This is a genomic window from Pseudomonas oryzagri (assembly GCF_020831405.1).
Taxonomy (GTDB): Bacteria; Pseudomonadota; Gammaproteobacteria; order Pseudomonadales; family Pseudomonadaceae; genus Geopseudomonas; species Geopseudomonas oryzagri.
The window spans coordinates 245,961-264,814 of sequence record NZ_JAJHPU010000043.1; the positions used below are offsets into that span (position 1 = coordinate 245,961).

At 70.1% G+C, this 18,854-nt stretch carries 15 protein-coding genes; 4 read left to right on the forward strand and 11 right to left on the reverse strand.

The genetic code is table 11. The features are described from left to right. Positions 1-7: 7 nt before the first annotated feature. From LMJ29_RS17810 to LMJ29_RS17825, 4 genes are all read left to right on the forward strand, one after another. On the forward strand, positions 8-1,474 hold the full coding sequence (locus tag LMJ29_RS17810) for a cobyric acid synthase (RefSeq protein WP_377655863.1): 1,467 nt from the start codon (positions 8-10) through the stop codon (positions 1,472-1,474). Positions 1,475-1,682: 208 nt separating this feature from the next. Then, a complete protein-coding gene (gene cobU / locus LMJ29_RS17815) occupies positions 1,683-2,204 on the forward strand; it encodes a bifunctional adenosylcobinamide kinase/adenosylcobinamide-phosphate guanylyltransferase (RefSeq protein ID WP_229606863.1) in 522 nt (173 codons plus the stop codon). Next, complete coding sequence (gene cobT, locus LMJ29_RS17820) at positions 2,201-3,256, forward strand: nicotinate-nucleotide--dimethylbenzimidazole phosphoribosyltransferase (protein ID WP_229606864.1); 1,056 nt, start codon at positions 2,201-2,203, stop codon at positions 3,254-3,256. The genes cobU and cobT overlap by 4 nt, the downstream gene beginning before the upstream one ends. Continuing rightward, positions 3,253-3,816 carry a histidine phosphatase family protein gene (locus LMJ29_RS17825; protein ID WP_229606865.1) on the forward strand — a complete coding sequence of 188 codons (564 nt, stop codon included), beginning with the start codon at positions 3,253-3,255 and terminating at the stop codon, positions 3,814-3,816. The genes cobT and LMJ29_RS17825 overlap by 4 nt, the downstream gene beginning before the upstream one ends. 124 nt (positions 3,817-3,940) lie before the next feature. Here LMJ29_RS17825 and LMJ29_RS17830 read toward each other — a convergent pair whose 3' ends face one another. The 11 genes from LMJ29_RS17830 to LMJ29_RS17880 all read right to left on the reverse strand — a co-directional run bounded on the left by LMJ29_RS17830 (position 3,941) and on the right by LMJ29_RS17880 (position 18,836). Next, on the reverse strand, positions 3,941-4,774 hold the full coding sequence (locus tag LMJ29_RS17830; protein ID WP_229606866.1) for a DUF4824 family protein: 834 nt from the start codon (positions 4,772-4,774) through the stop codon (positions 3,941-3,943). Continuing rightward, positions 4,771-5,844, reverse strand: a complete 1,074-nt coding sequence (locus LMJ29_RS17835) for a DUF2157 domain-containing protein (RefSeq protein ID WP_229606867.1) — start codon at positions 5,842-5,844, stop codon at positions 4,771-4,773. Before LMJ29_RS17835 ends, LMJ29_RS17830 begins: the two co-directional genes overlap by 4 nt. Before the next feature lie 150 nt (positions 5,845-5,994). After that, positions 5,995-8,325: a xanthine dehydrogenase family protein molybdopterin-binding subunit gene (locus tag LMJ29_RS17840; RefSeq protein WP_229606868.1), complete on the reverse strand. Its 2,331-nt coding sequence runs from the start codon at positions 8,323-8,325 to the stop codon at positions 5,995-5,997. After that, positions 8,322-8,792 (reverse strand): (2Fe-2S)-binding protein, encoded by a 471-nt coding sequence (locus LMJ29_RS17845; RefSeq protein ID WP_229606869.1) that lies wholly within the window; start codon positions 8,790-8,792, stop codon positions 8,322-8,324. Before LMJ29_RS17845 ends, LMJ29_RS17840 begins: the two co-directional genes overlap by 4 nt. 288 nt (positions 8,793-9,080) lie before the next feature. Then, complete coding sequence (gene azu / locus LMJ29_RS17850) at positions 9,081-9,527, reverse strand: azurin (protein ID WP_229606870.1); 447 nt, start codon at positions 9,525-9,527, stop codon at positions 9,081-9,083. A 186-nt stretch (positions 9,528-9,713) separates the two neighbouring features. Beyond that, a complete protein-coding gene (atzF, locus tag LMJ29_RS17855) occupies positions 9,714-11,519 on the reverse strand; it encodes an allophanate hydrolase (RefSeq protein ID WP_229606871.1) in 1,806 nt (601 codons plus the stop codon). 474 nt (positions 11,520-11,993) lie between these two features. Further along, positions 11,994-15,605: an urea carboxylase gene (gene uca, locus LMJ29_RS17860; protein WP_229606872.1), complete on the reverse strand. Its 3,612-nt coding sequence runs from the start codon at positions 15,603-15,605 to the stop codon at positions 11,994-11,996. Between the two features lie 196 nt (positions 15,606-15,801). Then, entirely contained in the window at positions 15,802-16,437 is a 636-nt protein-coding gene (locus LMJ29_RS17865) for an urea amidolyase associated protein UAAP2 (RefSeq protein ID WP_229606873.1), read from the reverse strand. 9 nt (positions 16,438-16,446) lie between these two features. Continuing rightward, positions 16,447-17,175, reverse strand: a complete 729-nt coding sequence (locus tag LMJ29_RS17870; RefSeq protein ID WP_229606874.1) for an urea amidolyase associated protein UAAP1 — start codon at positions 17,173-17,175, stop codon at positions 16,447-16,449. Positions 17,176-17,187: 12 nt separating this feature from the next. After that, positions 17,188-18,027: an ABC transporter ATP-binding protein gene (locus LMJ29_RS17875; RefSeq protein ID WP_229606875.1), complete on the reverse strand. Its 840-nt coding sequence runs from the start codon at positions 18,025-18,027 to the stop codon at positions 17,188-17,190. Further along, a complete protein-coding gene (locus tag LMJ29_RS17880) occupies positions 18,024-18,836 on the reverse strand; it encodes an ABC transporter permease (RefSeq protein ID WP_229606876.1) in 813 nt (270 codons plus the stop codon). Before LMJ29_RS17880 ends, LMJ29_RS17875 begins: the two co-directional genes overlap by 4 nt. Between the last annotated feature and the right edge of the window lie 18 nt (positions 18,837-18,854).

Below are 18,854 nucleotides of genomic sequence, written 5' to 3' on the forward strand. Positions count from 1 at the left end.
CACCCTGATGGCGCAGGGCGCGACCCTGATGGTGCAAGGCACCACCTCCGACGCCGGCAAGAGCACCCTGGTGACCGCGCTGTGCCGCTGGCTGAGTCGCCAGGGCGTGGCGGTGGCGCCGTTCAAGCCGCAGAACATGGCGCTCAACTCGGCCGTTACCGCCGATGGCGGCGAGATCGGCCGCGCCCAGGCGGTGCAGGCGCAGGCCGCGGGGCTCGCCCCACACACCGACATGAACCCGGTGCTGCTCAAGCCCAACAGCGACACCGGCGCCCAGGTGATCGTCCACGGCCGCGCGGTGACCAGCATGAACGCCGTCGCCTACCACGACTACAAGCGCGTCGCCATGCAGGCGGTGCTCGACTCGCACCATCGCCTGAGCGCGCGGTACGCGGTGGTGATGGTCGAGGGCGCCGGTTCGCCGGCGGAGATCAACCTGCGCGCCGGCGACATCGCCAACATGGGTTTCGCCGAGGCGGTCGACTGCCCGGTGATCCTGATCGCCGACATCGACAAGGGCGGCGTATTCGCCCACCTGGTCGGCACCCTAGAACTGCTGTCGCCCTCCGAGCAGGCGCGCGTCCAGGGCTTCGTGATCAACCGCTTCCGCGGCGACCTGGCGCTGCTCGAGCCCGGCCTCGACTGGCTGGAGGCGCGCACCGGCAAGCCGGTGCTCGGCGTGCTGCCCTATCTGCACGACCTGCACCTGGAGGCCGAGGACGCCATCGACGTGCGCCAGAGCGAGAAGCGCGGCGAGCGTCTCAAGGTGGTGGTGCCGGTGCTGCCGCGCATCAGCAACCACACCGACTTCGACCCGCTGCGCCTGCACCCGCAGGTGGAGTTGACCTTCGTCGGCCCCGGCCAGACCATCCCGCCGGCCGACCTGATCGTGCTGCCCGGCTCGAAGAGCGTGCGCAGCGATCTCGCCCACCTGCGCGCACAGGGTTGGGAGGCGGCGATCCAGCGCCACCTGCGCTACGGCGGCAAGGTCCTCGGGATCTGCGGCGGACTGCAGATGCTCGGCGGCGAGATCGCCGATCCGCTCGGCCTGGAAGGCGCGCCGGGGGCGAGCCAGGGCCTCGGTCTGCTCGAACTGGACACCGTGCTGGAAGCCGACAAGCAGCTGCGCAACGTGCGCGGCCGCCTGGCGCTGGAAGACGCCGAGGTCGGCGGCTACGAGATCCACGCCGGGGTCAGCCGCGGCGCCGGTCTCGCGCGTCCGGCGGTGTATCTCGCCGATGGCCGCAGCGACGGCGCGCTGAGCGAGGATGGCCAGGTGCTCGGCACCTACCTGCACGGCCTGTTCGAGACCCCGGCCGCCTGTGCCGCACTGCTGCGCTGGGCGGGCCTGCGCGAAGTGGCGATGCCCGACTACCATGCGCTGCGTGAGCGCGACATCGAGCGCCTGGCCGATCTGGTCGAGGCGCACCTTGACTGCACGCGGCTGCGCCAGCTGTGCGGACTGCCGGCATGAACGCCGGTGGCGGGGACTGCGTAGGGTGGGCAACTCGCGCAGCGATTACCCAGCAATTTGGCGCAGTTGCAGCGATCACCCACCCGCCGGGCGGCGTGGGCGCGGGTGGAAAATCGTTACGCGAGTTTTCTGTTTTCTGCGCGGTGGGCGTCCACCCTGCGGCCTGCGAATGCGCCCCTTCACCCCCTGAATCGGAAGAGACCACTCCATGCTTGAACTGATCCTCGGCGGCGCCCGCTCCGGCAAGAGCCGCCTGGCCGAACGCCTGGCGGACGAGTCTGGCCTGGCGGTTACCTACCTCGCCACCGCCCAGGCGGGCGACGACGAAATGGCCGCGCGCATCGCCCATCACCGGGCGCGCCGCCCGGCCGACTGGGCGCTGGTGGAGGAGCCGCTGCACCTGATGCAGGCGCTGCGCGAGCACGCGCGGGACGATCGCTGCGTGCTGGTCGACTGCCTGACGCTTTGGCTGACCAATCTACTATGGATTGACGAGGGCACCCATCTCGAACGCGAGCGCGACGCCCTGCTCGAGGGCATCGCCGCGCTGCCGGGGCGCATCCTCCTGGTCAGCAACGAGACCGGCCTCGGTGTGGTGCCGCTGGGCGAGCTGACGCGCCGTTACGTCGACGAGGCCGGCTGGCTGCACCAGGCGCTCGCCGAGCGTGCCCAGCGCGTGACCTTCTGTGTGGCGGGGTTGCCGATGATCCTGAAAGGGGAGACCCGATGAACGAATTCTGGTGGCAGGCCGCCTGCCAGCCCCTCGACCACGTGGCGCGGCAGAAGGCCGAGCAGCGTCAGGCGCGCCTGACCAAGCCGACCGGCGCGCTCGGCCGCCTCGAGCAACTGGCCGTCGAGCTGGCCGCGATGCAGGGCCGCGAGTGCCCGCACCTCGAACAGCCGTGGATCGCCGTGTTCGCCGGCGACCACGGGGTGGTCGCCGAGGGCGTGTCGGCCTATCCGCAGGAAGTGACCCGGCAGATGCTGCACAACTTCGTCGCCGGCGGTGCGGCGATCAGCGTGCTGGCCCATCAGCTGCAGGCCCGCATCGAGGTGATCGACCTCGGCACCGTCGGGGGCGGCGAGCCGCTGGGCGGCGTGCACAGCTACGCGCTGGGCCCCGGCACCGCCAACCTCGCCCACGGTCCGGCGATGAGCGACGAGCAGTGCCAGGCGGCGCTGGCCGCCGGCCGCGCCAGCGTCGAGCGGGCGCGCCAAGTGGGCGCCGGGCTGTATATCGGCGGCGAGATGGGCATCGGCAACACCACCGCGGCGACGGCGCTCGGCTGCGCGCTGCTCGACCTGCCGGCGCTGGCGCTGACCGGCGCCGGCACCGGCCTGGACGCCGCCGGGGTGGCGCGCAAGCAGCGGGTGATCGACAGCGCCCTGCTGCTGCACCTGCGCGACTGCGGCGATCCGCACGAGGCGCTGCGCCGGCTCGGTGGCTTCGAGATCGCCGCGCTGGTCGGCGCCTACGTCGCCTGCGGCCAGTACGGCCTGCCGGTGCTGGTCGACGGCTTCATCGCCACGGTCGCCGCGTTGTGCGCCGTGCGCCTCAATCCCGGCTGCCGGCCGTGGCTGCTGTTCGGCCATCGCGGCGCCGAGCCCGGCCATGCCCTGGTGCTGCAGGCGCTCAAGGCCGAACCGTTGCTCGAACTCGGCCTGCGCCTGGGCGAGGGCAGCGGCGCGGCGCTGGCGGTGCCGCTGCTGCGCCTGGCCTGCAGTCTGCACGCCAGCATGGCGACCTTCGCCGAGGCGCAGGTCAGCGACCGCGCGCCATGATTCTCGACCTGCTGCGCCATGGCGAGACCGAACTAGGCGGCGGCTTTCGCGGTCGCCTCGACGACGCCCTCACCACGCTCGGCTGGAGCCAAATGCACGCCGCGCTCGGCGAGCCCGCCCCCTGGCAGGCGCTGGTCAGCTCGCCGCTGCAGCGCTGCGCCGCCTTCGCCGCGCAGCTGGCCGACCGCCACGGTTTGCCGCTACAGCTGGAAAGCGGTTTGCGCGAGCTGGACTTCGGCGCCTGGGAGGGCCGCACGGCCGCCGAGCTGTGGGAGCGCGACGCCGACGCGCTGGGCCGCTTCTGGAGCGATCCCTACGGCTTCACCCCGCCTGACGGCGAGCCGCTGGTCGACTTCGAGGCGCGGGTGCTCGGAGCCATCGAGCGCCTGCAGCGCCAGCACGCCGGCCGGCATCTGCTGCTGGTCACCCACGGCGGGGTGATGCGCCTGCTGCTGGCGCGCGCCCGCGGCCTGCCGCGTGGCGACCTGTTGCAGGTGGAGGTGGGCCACGGCGCGCTGCATCGGTTGCGGGTGGGCGAGGGGCTGCGGATCAGCGAGTAGTTCCTCCGCCGGCGCCCGGGCCTTTGCGCGGGAGCCTTGCAGTAGACGTTCTGCGCGCATGGGACGCAGAGCGTCCCCGGCGGCGTGCCCCCACGGGAGCGGGGCACGCTCAGTCATCCATCGATCAGTCCGGCGTAGCTGCGCCGACCGCGGCGATCCACGGCTCCAGGCGCTGGCCGAAGGCGACCTCGATGCGCTGGCCGGGCGTCGTCGACTTGTCGCGAACCCGACTCGGCAGATCGGCCAGTGCCCGGTGCCAGTGCTGCGGCACCGTGATCCGCTCGATGCTCAGCTCGCTGAGATAGCCCTGCAGCCCCGTCGAGTTGTGCCAATGGCTGGGCCGCACCAGTCCCTGCACGATGGCGTAGCGGCTGCGGTCCGGATAGCGCTGGCGCAGGGCGTCGCGGTCGAGACCGGTGTCCACCGCGTACAGCCGGGTATCGAGCTGCAGGGTGTCCAGTTCGTCGCGCTGGTGCTTCACGCGCTGCTGCAGCTGCTTGTCCTCGGGCAGGGCGGCGAGCGCCTGGCTGGCCTGCTCCAGCTGCGCCTGCTGGCGGCGTAGCTCCTCGCGGTAGGCCGGGCCGTCCAGCTCCAGCACCACCAGCACCTCGCGCGCGGCCTGGCGCCGGCAGCGGGGTTCGCAGTCCTCCGCCGCGGGCAGCTGGAAGCCCAGCTGGCGCATCTGCGCGTCGCTCAGGCGCCGGTTGTAGCGGTTCCCCTGGTCCTCCGCGGCGCTCGGCATGCGCCAGCGCAGCTGCAGCGCCAGGCCGCTGTTCTCCTTGCGCAGCCCGGCCGACATGCCGTCCAGCTCGCGCTCGCTGAGCGCCAGGCGGCTGTCCGGGGCGCCGCTGCGGTTGTACCAGGCGCCGGCGAGGGCGAAGGCGTTGATCAGCAGGATCAGCGCCACACCGGCGAACAGGGCGTGGCGATGGGTGTAGCGATGGGCGAGGCGGCTCATGCGTTCGCACCTCCCTTGTGGCCGTGGCTCAGGCGCAGGCGGCGCAGGATCACCAGGATCAGCACCGCGACCAGGCTCAGCAGCAGGAAGAACAGGTACTTGGGCAGGATCTCCCACCACCAGTCGAACAGCTTGGTGTAGAGGAAGACGACGAAGAAGGTCAGGCCGGTATTGACCACCTCCGGCCAGTCGCGGCGGGTGCCGAGCCAGATCGCCAGGCCCGCGCCGAGGAAGCCGAGCGTCTGATAGAAACCCTCGATCAGTGCCGCATTCCAGGGCAGGTAGCTGGCCTCGCCCCAGTTGGCCAGCACCAGCATCGGCAGCAGCAGCGCCAGCAAGCCGAACACCCGATAGATCGCTGCGAAGCCGCTGAAGCCCTGCTGCGGCACCAGCAGCGGCACGGCGAAGATCAGCAGGCCGGCGGGCAGGAAGTGCTCGGGGAATTCGCCCATGCTCAGCCAGTAGACGCCGCTCCAGGTGCCGACCCGCGCGGCGACGAAGGCCAGCAGGCTGATCAGCCCGGCGGCCAGCAGCAGGCGCGCGTCGCAGGCGTAGGCCAGCAGCAGGGCATAGGCGGCCCAGGCGAGCAGGGCGTTGTCGGTGGGCGTGATGTTGAAGATCTGGCCGAGCATCACCGTGTTGAGCACCAGGCAGGCGAAGGCGACCATGGCGGCGAGCTTGCTGAAGTAGCCCGAGCCGTCGCGACCGCGCACCCACAAGGTGAGCAGCAGGCTGCCCAGGGAGGCGCCGATCAGGATGGCGACCTGGGTGGTGGCGCCGAACAGACCCCAGAACTGGTAGAACAGGAACAGCACGCTGGCCGCCAGGGCCAGCGCGCCGAGCAGGGAGGCGATGCGCATGCTCAGCGACAGGCGCTTGGCCTGACTGTCCTGGTCGATGTCGAAGCTGTGGCGATAGTCGTCGAGCAGCCGGCGGTGGTGGGCGGCGAGGCGTTCCAGTTGCGTCGGCTCGAGGCCAAGGGCCTGTTCGTCCTGCAGGCGCCGCAGTTCGCGGCGAAACGCCTGGATGTCGTCGGCCCGCTGCTGGGCCTGGTCGCGGCTGAGTGTCATGGCGAATCCTTGCTGGGCACTCGGGGGGATGGGCGAAACTCTAGCGGCAAACCGGCGTGGTCACCAGGCGGCGAACGCCAGACGGGCCGGCGTATCCACGGTCCGTCCGGGTGCGCGAGGCGAGCGGCGCCCCGCGCACCCGGCGGTCCCTCAGACCTTCCAGTCCATCAGCTGGTTGCGGATCGGCAGTTCGCGGATGCGCTTGCCGGTGGCGGCGAAGATGGCGTTGCACAGCGCCGGGGCGATCGGCGGCACGCCCGGTTCGCTGGCGCCGCCCAGCGCCGTCTCGCCTTCGGGGCGGATCAGGTGCACGGCGATTTCCCGCGGCGCCAGCGGCATGCGCGCCACCTGGTAGTTGTGCAGATTGCTCTGCTCCACCTGGCCCTCGCGGAAGGTGATCTCGCTGAGCGTGGCGTTGCCCAGGCCCATCACGCAGGCGCTCTCCATCTGTGCGCGGACGCGGTCCGGGTTGACCACCGGGCCGCAGTCCACCGCCATGGTCGCCTTGTTGACGACCAGCACGCCGTCGGTACGCACCTCGACGTCCAGCACCACCGCCACGTAGCTGACGAAGCTGTAGTGCACGGCCAGGCCCAGGCCGCGCCCCGGCGGCAATTGCTGGCCCCAGCCGGCCTGCTTGGTAGCCTCCTCGACCACCGCGCGCAGGCGCCCGGTGTCGAGCGGGTACTGGCTCGGCGACTCGCCGTAGTTGGTGGTGTCGCCGAGCAGCTCCGGGTCGATCTTGCGCGGCGCACCGATCAGCTCGAGGAGGAAGTCGCGATGGTCGCGGCCGGCCGCCGTCGCCAGCTCGGCGATGAAGCTCTGGATGGCGAAGGCGTGGGGCATGTTGAGCGCCGAGCGATACCAGCCGATCCGCGTGTGCGCCGCGGCTTCGGGGTTTTCCTGGCGCAGGTTGCGCAGGCGCGAGGGCATGCCGAGCAGGCCCATGCCCAGCTCGAACTGTTGCAGGTGCCGGGAGTCCGGCCCGAACGGCGCGGCCATGCTCGGCGCCGCGCTGCGGTGCAGCCAGGCGCTGGGAACACCCTTGTCGTCCAGCGCGCCGCGCAGGTACTGCGCCGACACGGCGTGGAAGTAGGCGTGCTGCAGGTCGTCCTCGCGGGTCCACTGCACGCGCACATGGCGGCCGGGAAGCTCCCTGGCCAGCAGCGCCGCCTCGAGGATGAAGTCGGGCGGGGACTTGCGGCCGTAGCCGCCGCCGAGCAGGGTGACGTTGACCGTCACCTTGTCGAGCGGCAGGTCCAGGCGCTTGGCGACTTGCTCGCGCGCCAACTGCGGCGACTGGCTGGGCGCCCACAGCTCGCAGGCGCCGTCCTTGAACAGGGCGGTGGCCACCGGCGGCTCCATCGGCGCCTGGGCGAGGTGGGGCAGGTAGTAGGTGGCTTCCAGCGTCTTGGTCGCCTGCATCTGCGCGGCGTCGATGTTGCCGACGTTGCGCAGGCGCTTGCCCGGCTGGCGGACGGCCTCGATGAGCGCCTTGCGATAGGCGGGCGAGTGATAGGCGGCGTTGGCGCCGTGCTCCCACTCCAGCTGAAGCGCCTCGCGCCCCTTGATCGCCGCCCAGGTGTTGCCGGCCACCACGGCGATCCCGCCGAGCGGCTGGAACCCCGAGGGGATAGGGGTGGCGGCGATCTCCACCACCCGGAGCACGCCGGGCACCTGCATGGTGGCGCTGGCGTCGTAGCTCTTCAGGGTGCCGCCGTACACCGGCGGGCGGGCGATCACCGCGTACAGCATGTCGGGGAAGCGCAGGTCGGCGCCGTAGATCGCCCGGCCGTGGACGATGTCGTCGTCGTCGACGGCGCGCTTGGCCTCCTTGCCGATGTAGCGGAATTCTTCGGCCTTCTTCAGGCGCAGCTGGTCGCGCGGCGGCACTTCGAGGGCGGCGGCGGCCTCGGCCAGCTCGCCGTAGCCCAGGCTGCGCCCGCTGGGCACGTGCAGCACCTTGTGGCCTTGCGCCTGGCATTCGCCGAGCGGCACCTGCCACTGCGCGGCGGCTGCCTGTTCGAGCATCTGCCGGGCGGCGGCGCCGCAGCGGCGCAGCGGCGCGTACCAGTGGCGCATGCTGCGCGAGCCGGTGGTGTCCTGGTTGCCGAAGCGCGCCTCGTCGCCCGGCGCCTGCACCACACGCATCATCGCCCACTCGGCTTCCAGCTCGTCGGCCACCACCATGGCCAGGCTGGTGCGCACGCCCTGGCCCATCTCGGCGCGGGTGCACACGAAGGTGACCACGCCATCCTTGGCGATGCTGAGCAGCACCTTGGGGTTGTCGACCCAGCCGTGCGGCAGGGCGTCGGCGACGAAGGCGGTCTTCTTGCCGGCGGCGAAGGCGCTGGGCATGCCCCAGTTGGCGGCGATCACCAGCGCGCCGGTGGCGGCCAGACCCTTGAGGAAACCGCGGCGGCTGAGGTTGGCGACCACCAGATCGGCAGGCTCGCCGGCATTGTGTTCGCGCTGGCTCATGCCTGGCCCTCTTGCAGCTTGCCGGCCGCGCTGGCGATGGCGGTGCGGATGCGCGTGTAGGTGCCGCAGCGGCAGATGTTGCCGACCATCGCCGCTTTGATCTGGCCGTCGTCGGGGTTGCGGTTCTCCTTGAGCATGGCGGTGGCCGCCATGATCTGTCCGCCCTGGCAATAGCCGCACTGGGCCACCGCATGCTCCCGCCAGGCCTGCTGGACCAGTTTGCCGACCGGGTCCTGGTCCACCCCCTCGATGGTGGTCACCCGCTTGCCGACCGCCTGGCCGACCGGGGTCAGGCAGGCGCGCACGGCCTTGCCGTCGAGGTGCAGGGTGCAGGACCCGCATTGGCCCATGCCGCAGCCGAATTTGGTGCCGGTGAGGCCGGCGACGTCGCGGAGCGCCCACAGCAGGGGCATGTCCTCCGGCACCTCGAGTTGGTGATCCTTGCCGTTCAGGTTCAGGGTGATCATCGCTGCGTATCCATTCTTTTTCATTCAGTGCGCAGCACCGAAGCATGCGCTCCGTCCCGACGTGGTGGTGGATCGCTGGACGGCCGATCCGCCAGGCCTGGCTGACTCTCGGTCAACCGGCAGACAGGGGTTTATACCACCTGATCGATGACCCTCGGCATGGGGGGCGAGCAGCGCACGCGTTTTTTGTCGCGGCCGGCCGCAGGTTGCAAAAAGCCCCGACCACAGGGCCGGGGCTTGAGGCAAAAGGTCGGTCGACTCGGGCCGGACCGTTCGCTGGCCGAAGAGTCACTTCACGACGAGAGTGCCCTTCATCATCGCGGAGTGGCCGGGGAAGGAGCAGAAGAACATGTACTCCTCGCCGGCCGTCAGCTTGGACACGTCGATCTTCACCGAGTCCTTCTCGCCGCCGCCGATCACCTTGGTGTGGGCGATCACTCGCGGGTCGTCGTCCTTCAGATACTCGTTATCCAGCCCGGCGGCGCTGCCGTCGGTGATTACGGGCTGCATGTCGGCGCTGGTGCTCAGCACCCAGTTGTGGCCCATCACGTTCTTGTCCATCTTGCCGGTGTGTTCGAGGTTGACGGTGAAGGTCTTGCAGCTCTTGTCCACGGTGATGGCGTTGGTGCTGAACTGCATCTGGTCGGTCGCCTGCACGTCCACTTCGCATTCATCGGCCCATAGGGGCGCGCTGAACACACCAAGCAGGAACAGGACAACGAGTTTGCGAAACATATGAGCCTCCTGGGTAGGTCGGGCTTAACGCTCCGGGCGGGATGTGCCCACGACGGGCGAGCTCCCTGCGTCGGTACAAGGCCGTGCCGACGCGGCCGGCACGGCAGGCGAGCGGGGATGCCGCTCCATCCTGAAGCATAGTCAGTGCCCCGCCGGTTCGCTGGCCGCTGGTCCGTCCGTCATGGTTCAGCGTGCCTGCAGCCACGCCCGCCAGCCGCCGCAGGCGGTGATGTCCTCGGCGCCCGCCAGCCCGTACGGCTCGCAGATGAAGCCGGTTTCCCAGCGGCCGTCTTCCAGCTCGACCTTGCCCAGGCCCAGCGGCGCCGGGATGCCGGTGAGGAAGGAGCCCAGTTGGTGGCTGGGCAGTTCCCAGACCTCGACGGCGATGGCCGCCCCCCCTTCGGCGACGCGGACCATGCCCGGGCGCAGCGGCGGGCCGCCGGCCAGGGCGTAGAGCTTGTAGCTCGGTGCGCTGCGGGTGGCCTCGAGCAGCCGGCCGCCGCGCTGGGTGAGCTGCCAGTTGAGCGGCAGGCCGGCCAGGTGCGCGCCGCACACCACCACGCGGGCCATATCGCTGCGCGCCGGAGTGGTCGGGGCGGACAGCTGCAGGGCGCGGCCGCCGGCGAGCGGCAGGCCGTGCTGGCGTTGCATGGCGTCGGCGAGGCCCAGCAGGTACTGGTCGGTGAAGGCGCGGCCGAACAGGGTCACGCCCCAGGGCAGGCCGCTCGCCATCACCCCGGTCGGCACCGCCACCGCCGCGTAGTCCAGCAGGTTCATGAAGTTGGTGTAGTAGCCCAACTCGGAGTTGCGCAGCACGGGCTCCGCGTGCAGTTCGGCGAGGCTCACCGGGCGGCCGATGGTCGGGGTCAGCACGCAGTCGAGACCTGCCATGACGCGATCGCAGATGGCCTTGAGCGCCTGCAGGCGGTACTGGGCGCGGAACGCCTCGACCGCCGTGGTGCCCGGCGCCTTGGCCAGCACCGCACGGATCACCGGCAACACCGCCTCGGGGTGGGTTTCCAGCAGTTCGCCGGCCACGCTGTAGCGCTCGGCCACCCACGGGCCCTCGTAGAGCAGGCGCGCGGCTTCGAGGAAGGGTGAAAAATCGATCTCCACCGGCGTGCCGCCGAGGCTTTCCAGCTGGCGCACGGCCGCGGCGAACTGCAGAGGCCCTTCGCTGCAGCCGAAGAACTGCAGGTCCTGCGCGCGCGGCACGCCGAAGCGGAACGGGCGCGGCGCGCCGAAGGCCGAGGCGTCGTTCCACAGCGGGTTGGCGCGGCTGTAGTCGTCGCGCAGATCGAGCCTGGCGGTCAGCGCCAGCAGCTGGCTGGCCTCGCGGGCGGTGGCGGCGAAGAAGGTCACGCAGTCCAGGGTACGGCAGGCCGGCACCACCCCGGCGGTGGAGATCAGCCCCTTGGTCGCCTTGAGGCCGACCAGGTTGTTGAGCGCCGCCGGCACCCGGCCGCTGCCTGCGGTGTCGGTGCCGAGGGCGAAGCTGGCCAGGCCGAGCGCCACCGCCAGCGCCGAGCCGGAGCTGGAGCCGCCGGCCGGATAGTCCGGGTGCACGCTGTTGCGGCACGCGCCGTAGGGCGAGCGGGTGCCGTTGAGTCCGGTGGCGAACTGGTCGAGGTTGCTCTTGCCCAGCGGCACGGCGCCGAGGGCGATCAGTTGCTCGACGATGGTCGCGCTGCGTTCGGGCACGTAGGCGAAAGCCGGGCAGGCGGCCGTCGTGGGAATCCCGGCCAGGTCGATATTGTCCTTGATGGCGAAGGGCACGCCGTACAGCGGCAGCTCGTTCGGCGCCTTGCCGTCGAGGGCGGCCAGATAGGGCTCCAGCTCCTCGGGCGACAGCAGGTGGATGAACAGCTTGAACTCGGGGTTGAGCGCTACGGCCTTGGCGCGCAGGGCTTCGATCAGCTGGCGCGGATTGGTGCGGCCGTCCACATAGGCGGCGCGCAGGGTGTCGAGGCGCAGGTCGAATTCGTGGGACATGGTCAATTTCCTTGTTGGCCCGGGCGTAGGGTGGGTTAGCCGCAACGCGGCGTAACCCACCACCGATGCCGCAGGCATCGCGATTGGGGCCGGCCTGGTGGCCGGTTGGTGGACCGATGAAGCGCGGTCCACCCTACGGTTGTCTCGGCGTTCGTAGGGTGGAAAACGGCGCAGCCTTTTCCACCGTTGGTTGTTCGGGCCGGCCTGGCGGCCGGTGGGTGGACCGGTGAAGCGCGGTCCACCCTACGGTTGTCTCGGCGTTCGTAGGGTGGAAAACGGCGCAGCCTTTTCCATCGTGCGTTGTTCGGGCCGGCCTGGTGGTCGGTTGGTGGACCGGTGAGGCGTAGTCCACCCTACGGTTGTCTCGGCGTTCGTAGGGTGGAAAACGGCGCAGCCTTTTCCACCGTGCGTTGTTCGGGCCGGCCTGGTGGCCGGTTGGTGGACCGATGAAGCGCGGTCCACCCTACGAGAGCGTCAGGCCTCCTCCAGCACCACCACCCGCTGGCCGGCGCGCACCGGCGAGCCGGGCTGCACGCGGACCTCGCGGACCACGCCGCCGACCGGGGCGGTGAGGGGGATCTCCATCTTCATCGACTCGAGGATCACCAGCACGTCGCCGGCCGCGACCGTTTCGCCCTCGCTCACCTGGACCTGCCAGAGGTTGCCGGCGATGTGGCTGTCGATACCGTGCTGGCCGGCGCCGAGCGGGCTGTCCTCGCCGAGATCCGGGCCGACTTCCTCCACCTCGAAGTGCGCCTGGCCGGAGTCGATCCAGCGCTGGCGCTCGGCGGCGAAGGCGCCGCGCTGCTGGGCGCGGAACGCGGCGATGCCCTCGGCTTCGTCATGCAGGAACTGCTGGTAGTCGGCGAGTCGCAGCTCGCTGTCCTCGATGCACAGGTCGAAACGGCCGAGCGGGAAGTCGCGGCGGATGCGCAGCAACTCGTCGGCGGATACCGGATAGAAGCGAATCTGGTCGAAGAAGCGCAGCAGCCAGGGCTTGCCGCGGAAGGCTTCCACCTCGCGGTAGCGGTTCCACATCTGCAGGGTACGGCCGACGAACTGGTAGCCGCCGGGGCCTTCCATGCCGTACACGCACATGTAGGCGCCGCCGATGCCCACCGAGTTCTCCGCGGTCCAGGTGCGCGCCGGGTTGTACTTGGTGGTCACCAGGCGGTGGCGCGGGTCGAGCGGGGTGGCCACCGGCGCGCCGAGATAGACGTCGCCGAGGCCCATCACCAGGTAGCTGGCGTCGAATACGGTCCTGTAGACCTCGTCGAGGTTTTCCAGGTCGTTGATGCGGCGGATGAACTCCAGATTGCTTGGGCACCAGGGCGCGTCCTTGCGCACCGTGGTCATGTACTTGTCGATGGCCAGTTGGCAGGCCGGGTCGTCCCAGGACAGCGGCAGGTGGACGATGCGCGACGGCACCTTCAGATCCTGCGCGGCGCACACCGCATCCCACAGGCCGGCGACCGTCTCCAGCAGCACGGCCAGCGGCAGGGTTTCCGGCTGGTAGTGGACCTGCAGCGAGCGGATGCCCGGTGTCAGGTCGATGACGCCGGCGAGTGCCTGGGCTTCGAGGGCCTGCATCAGCGCATGGCCACGGAAGCGCAGCACCAGGTCCAGCTCCGGCGCGCCGATCTCCAGCAAGAGGTGGGTGTCGCCGGACAGGCGGGCGACCAGACGGGTGTCGTCCCGGCCGATATCCAGCACGATGGGGGTTGCAGGGGCGAATTCGTTTGCCGCCTTTGCCGCCTCGATGTAGGCGAATGAATTCGCCCCTACCTCTGCGCGGCGGGCCTTGGCCAGTTCGCGGGCGGTTTCGATGCTGACCGGCACGAAGCGCAGCTTGTCGCCGGCCTTGAGCTGGCCGAGCTGCCAGAGGTCGGCCTCGATCACCGTCACCGGACAAACGAAGCCGCCCAGGCTCGGGCCGTCAGGGCCGAGGATCACCGGCATGTCGCCGGTGAAGTCCACCGCGCCGATGGCATACGGGTTGTCGTGGATATTGGAGGGGTGCAGGCCGGCCTCGCCGCCGCTGTCGCGCACCCACTCGGGTTTCGGCCCGATCAGGCGCACGCCGGTGCGGCTGGAGTTGAAGTGCACTTCCCAGTCGGTGGCCAGGAAGGTGTCGATATAGGCCGGGGTGAAGTACTCCGGCGCGCCGTGCGGGCCGTAGATCACGCGAATCTCGCGCACGGCCGGCAGCGGCGCGCACAGCTCGGCGGCCAGTGCGGCACCGGCAGTGGCATCGGCGAGCGGGGCGAGGTGCAGCACGTCGCCGGCGCGCAGCGCGCGGCCGCCGTGGCCGCCGAACTGGCCGAGGGTGAAGGTGCTCTTGCTGCCCAGATAGTCCGGCAGCTGCAGGCCGCCGCGCACGCAGAGATAGGAGCGCGCGCCACTCCCCGCGATGGTGCCGAGGGCGAGGGTGCTGCCGGCGGGAACGAACAGTGCGGTGTGCAGCGGCTGCGCCACGCCGTCCAGGGCGACGGGGATGTCGGCGCCGGTCACCGCCACCACCGCGTCGGTGTTGAAGCGCAGCAGCGGGCCGCTCATGGTGATTTCCAGGCCGGCGGCGCCTTCTGCATTACCCAGCAGGCGGTTGCCCAGGCGCAGGGCGCGGTCGTCCATCGGTCCTGACGGCGGCACGCCGACCGCCCAGTAGCCGAGGCGACCGGGGTAGTCCTGGACGGTGGTCTGGGTGCCGGCGCTGAGCACCTCGAAGGTGCTGGCCCGGTAGGCGAGGCCTTCCAGGCAGCGGGTCCAGGGATTGCCGGAGGCAAAGGGCATGTCGCTGAGGATCTGGCGCAGGTAGTCGCGGTTGGTTTCCACGCCGTACAGCAGGCTGTCCGCCAGCGCGCGATCCAGCGCGGCGCGGGTCTGCTCGCGGTCCGGTGCCCAGGCGATGAGCTTGGCGATCATCGGGTCGAAGTAGGGCGGGATCTCGCAGCCGGCTTCGACCCAGGTGTCGATGCGCAGGCGTTGGCCGTCGGCCGCCGGGAAGTCGACTGCGGTGAGCAGGCCGGGGCTGGGCTGGAAGTCGCGGCCCGGGTCCTCGGCGTACAGGCGCGCCTGGATGGCGTGGCCGCTGGGCTTCAACCCCTTCGCCAGCTCGGCCAGCGGCGGCAGGTCGCCGGCGGCCAGCTCGATCATCCAGCGCACCAGATCGACGCCCCACACCTGCTCGGTGACGCCGTGCTCGACCTGCAGGCGGGTGTTCACCTCGAGGAAGTAGAAGCGCTGGGCCTCGCTGTCGTAGACGAACTCCACGGTGCCGGCGCTGCGGTAGCTCACCGCTTTCGCCAGCTTGATCGCCGCGGCGCAGAGTTCCTCGGCCATGCCGGCCGGCAGGTTGGGCGCCGGGGTTTCCTCCAGCACCTTCTGGTTGCGCCGCTGCACCGAGCAGTCGCGCACGCCCAGGGCCAGCACCTCGCCGGCGCCGTCGCCGAACACCTGCACTTCCAGATGGCGGGCGCGCTCGATGTACTTCTCGATGAACACGCCCGAGTCGCTGAAGTTGTTCTGGCCGAGGCGCTTGACCGCCTCGAAGGCCTCGGACAGCTCGGCCGCCGAGCGGCACACGCGCATGCCGATGCCGCCGCCGCCGGCGGTGCTTTTCAGCATCACCGGGTAGCCGACCGCTTCGCCTGCCGCGAGCGCCGCGTCGAGGTTTTCCAGCAGTTCGGTGCCTTCCAGCATCGGCACGCCATGCTGTTTGGCGAGAGCCCTGGCGGTGTGCTTGAGGCCGAATACCCGAAGTTGCTCGGGCGTCGGCCCCACGAAGGCGATGCCGGCGGCCTCGCAGGCTTCGGCGAACGCGGCGTTCTCGGAAAGGAAGCCGTAGCCGGGATGGATGGCGGTGGCGCCGCTCTGCTTGGCCGCGGCGAGGATCTTGTCCACCACCAGATAGGTGGAGGAGGCCGGCCCTTCGCCCAGCGAGAAGGCCTCGTCGGCCTGCTGGATATGCAGGCTGGCGGCGTCGGCTTCGGAGTAGACGGCCACGCCGGCTACGCGCAGTTCATGGAGAGTGCGCAGGATGCGGCAGGCGATGGCGCCGCGGTTGGCGATCAGGAGTTTGGCGAACATTTCGAGGTGTCCTCGAAAGGTGGCGGGCCGTCCCGCCGAAAGTCTTCTTCGCCACGGTCGTCCGTGGCTGATATGCAGTGCCGCGCTTGGCGCGGCTCGGTGGAAAACCGCTTCGCGGGTTTTCCACGGGGTGGCCATCCACCCTACGGTTGCTTCGCGTGGCTTAGGGTGGATGACCGCGCAGCGTCATCCACCGTCAGTCCCAGATCAGTACCTCGGCCGGGGTCGGATTCCAGCCGTTGCACGGGTTGTTGAGCTGCGGGCAGTTGGAGATCAGCACGATCACGTCCATATGCGCCTTGAGCTCGACGTACTTGCCCGGCGCGGAAATGCCGTCCTCGAAGGTCAGGCCGCCTTCCGGGGTGACCGGTACGTTCATGAAAAAGTTGATGTTGGCGCCGATGTCGCGCTTGGCGAGGCGACCGTCGTGCAGGCTGGCGCGCAGGAAGTTGTCGCGGCAGCTGTGCATATAGCGTTTGTCCAGCGCGTAGCGGACCGTATTGCTCTCCTGCGCGCAGGCGCCGCCCAGGGTGTCGTGGCGGCCGCAGGTGTCGGCGACGATGGTCAGCAGCGGGTTGCCGAGGTTGGAGTAGAGCACCGTGCCGGAGGTCAGGTAGACGTTGTTCTGCCGGCGCAGGGTGCGCTGCGGGTCGTAGCGCTCGCGCGGATTCTTCGCGCTGTAGAACAGGGTGTCGACCGCCTGGTTGCCCTCAAGGTCGAGCAGGCGGACGGTCTGCCCGGCCTTGACCTCGAACAGGTAGGGCTCGCCGGCCGGGATGACGTGGCGGAACACGGCGGTTTCGGGGTGCAGGGAGCTTTCGACGAGGCTCATGTCGGGTCCTCAGATATACAGGCGTTCGGTGTTGTGGAAGCCGCGCTCGTTCTCCGCGCGCGAGGTGCGGCACAGCACGCTGATACCGTCGCTGGCGACCTTGTGCCAGGTGAGCTGCACCGGCTTGGGCGAGTAGACCGGGTTGGGATCCAGGGGGTGCTGCAGGGCGGTGAGTACCACCAGGGTGTCCATCGGCGCGAACAGCTCGACGTAGTCGCCGGCGCGCGAGTTGCCGGTCTCGAAGACGAAGGCGCCGTCTGCGTCGACGCTGACCTTGCTGAACAGGTTGAGGGTCATCAGCAGGTCCGGCAGGCCCAGGTCCCACTTGCCCAACTCCACCAGCAGGTTGTCGACGCCGTTGCGGTGGAAGCCGTTGCGCAGCTCCTGGTAGCGGCCGGCGCCGTACTTCTCGCGCACTTCGCCGGCGGACAGCACGCCGCCGAAGCTGTCGTGCCAGCCGCAGGTGTCGGCGGTGATCGCCGCCAGCACCCGGCCCATGTCCGAGTACAGGCAGTGGCCGGCGGTCAGCTTGGCGGTGTGCTGGCCCTTGAGGGTGTCCGGCAGATTGAGGCGCTCGCTCTTTTCCCGGGCGTTGAGCAGCAGCAGGCTGACGTTGGCGCCGCCTTCGAGATCGGTGATGCGCAGCAGCTGGCCGCGCTTGAGCACGAACGAGGTGTGGCCGCCGCCGGGGACGAGTTCCTCGTACAGGGTCGGGCGCAGGGTCAGGGATGCGGTCATGGCATTACTCCTTTAAAGCGCGGATGGCAGGCCGGCGCCGATATGCGCGGGCAGGGCGTCGACCGCCGCACGTACGGCGCGGCGATCGACGTTGAGGGGGATGTCGTAGGTCACCCGCGCGCCGTAGGCGTTGGGCGCGTGCGGGTCGAGGCGCACCTTGTCGAACACCAGCAGGCGCGTGCCGAGGCTGAAGCCCTCGGAGAGGTCATGGGTGACCATAAACACAGTCAGCTGAGTTTCCCGCCACAGCTCCAGCAGCAGGGCGTGCATGTCCTTGCGGATGCCGGGGTCGAGGGCGCCGAACGGCTCGTCGAGCAGCAGCATGCGCGGCTTCATCACCAGCGCCTGGGCGATGGCCAGGCGCTGCTGCATGCCGCCGGACAGCTGGGTGGCGTACTTGTCCAGCGCGTGGCCGAGGCCGACCTTCTTCAGCATCTCGGCGGCCTGTTCGCGCGCCTGACGCTTGGCACTGCCGAACAGCCGGCCGAGCAGCGGCGAGCGCGGCAGCTCGAGGCCCAGGGCGACGTTGTCGAGCACCGACAGGTGCGGGAACACCGTATAGCGCTGGAACACGATGCCGCGGCTGGCGTCCGGCTCGCCGGGCAGCGGCGCGCCGTCGAGGAGGATTTCGCCGCGGCTGGGGCGCTCCTGGCCGAGCAGCAGGCGCAGGAAGGTCGACTTGCCGCAGCCCGAGGCGCCGACCAGGGTGCAGAACTCGCCCTCGGCCACCTTGAGGTTGAGGCGTTCGATGACCACCTGGTCGCCGTATTCCTGCCAGACGTTCTTCACCTGCAGGAAGGCGCCGGCTCCGCGAGCCGCGGGCGGCGTTGCGCCCGGTTGCTTATCGCTCATGCCTTGGCTCCTTCGTACCAGGGGAAGGCCAGTCGGGTGAGCTGGCGCAGGCCCAGATCGGTCAGCCAGGCGAGCAGGGTGATCCACGCCACGTAGGGCAGGATCACGTCCATCGCCATGTAGCGGCGTACCAGGAAGATGCGGTAGCCGAGCCCGTCGGTACTGGCGATGGCCTCGGCGGCGATCAGGAACAGCCAGGCCGAGCCGAGCACCAGACGCAGGGCGATCAGCAGGCGCGGCAAGAGCTGCGGCAGCACCACGCGCAGGATCAGCGTCCAGGTGCTGGCGCCCAGGGTCTGCGCCTTGATCAGGAGTTCTGCGGGAATCTGCCGGGCCTGCTGCTCCAGGTCGCGGGCCAGCATCGGGGTGATGCCGATCACGATCAGCATCACCTTGGCCAGCTCGCCGAGACCGAAGGCGATGAACAGGATCGGCAGGATGGCCAGCGGCGGCACCATCGACAGCACGGTGAGCAGCGGGGAGAGCGGCGCGCCGAAGAGCGGCAGGGTGCCGGCGGCGATGCCCAGGCACAGGCCGGCCACGGCGGCGATGCCGATGCCCAGGCCCAGACGGGTCAGGCTGGCGCCGGTGTCCTGCCAGAACAGGTAGTCGCCGCTGCGCTTGTCGGCGGTGAAGGCCAGGCGGTCGACCGCCGCGACCATCTGCGTGGCGCTGGGCAGCAGCTTGTCGTTGGGGTTTTCCGCCAGCCGGGTCGCCGAGCCGCCGAAGTAGGCCATCAGCAGCAGGGCGAAGGGCAGCAGCACCAGCAACAGGCGGCTGCGGCCGGGGTGTCGGTTGATCAGGCGCATGGAGTGGCCTCGTGTGGA

Bases quoted from the DNA above. Each gene is read 5' to 3' on its own strand.
- LMJ29_RS17810 (WP_377655863.1), top strand. From the start codon at position 8: ATGGCGCAGGGCGCGACCCTGATGGTGCAAGGCACCACCTCCGACGCC.
- cobU (WP_229606863.1), top strand. From the start codon at position 1,683: ATGCTTGAACTGATCCTCGGCGGCGCCCGCTCCGGCAAGAGCCGCCTG.
- cobT (WP_229606864.1), top strand. From the start codon at position 2,201: ATGAACGAATTCTGGTGGCAGGCCGCCTGCCAGCCCCTCGACCACGTG.
- LMJ29_RS17825 (WP_229606865.1), top strand. From the start codon at position 3,253: ATGATTCTCGACCTGCTGCGCCATGGCGAGACCGAACTAGGCGGCGGC.
- LMJ29_RS17830 (WP_229606866.1), bottom strand. From the start codon at position 4,774: ATGAGCCGCCTCGCCCATCGCTACACCCATCGCCACGCCCTGTTCGCC.
- LMJ29_RS17835 (WP_229606867.1), bottom strand. From the start codon at position 5,844: ATGACACTCAGCCGCGACCAGGCCCAGCAGCGGGCCGACGACATCCAG.
- LMJ29_RS17840 (WP_229606868.1), bottom strand. From the start codon at position 8,325: ATGAGCCAGCGCGAACACAATGCCGGCGAGCCTGCCGATCTGGTGGTC.
- LMJ29_RS17845 (WP_229606869.1), bottom strand. From the start codon at position 8,792: ATGATCACCCTGAACCTGAACGGCAAGGATCACCAACTCGAGGTGCCG.
- azu (WP_229606870.1), bottom strand. From the start codon at position 9,527: ATGTTTCGCAAACTCGTTGTCCTGTTCCTGCTTGGTGTGTTCAGCGCG.
- atzF (WP_229606871.1), bottom strand. From the start codon at position 11,519: ATGTCCCACGAATTCGACCTGCGCCTCGACACCCTGCGCGCCGCCTAT.
- uca (WP_229606872.1), bottom strand. From the start codon at position 15,605: ATGTTCGCCAAACTCCTGATCGCCAACCGCGGCGCCATCGCCTGCCGC.
- LMJ29_RS17865 (WP_229606873.1), bottom strand. From the start codon at position 16,437: ATGAGCCTCGTCGAAAGCTCCCTGCACCCCGAAACCGCCGTGTTCCGC.
- LMJ29_RS17870 (WP_229606874.1), bottom strand. From the start codon at position 17,175: ATGACCGCATCCCTGACCCTGCGCCCGACCCTGTACGAGGAACTCGTC.
- LMJ29_RS17875 (WP_229606875.1), bottom strand. From the start codon at position 18,027: ATGAGCGATAAGCAACCGGGCGCAACGCCGCCCGCGGCTCGCGGAGCC.
- LMJ29_RS17880 (WP_229606876.1), bottom strand. From the start codon at position 18,836: ATGCGCCTGATCAACCGACACCCCGGCCGCAGCCGCCTGTTGCTGGTG.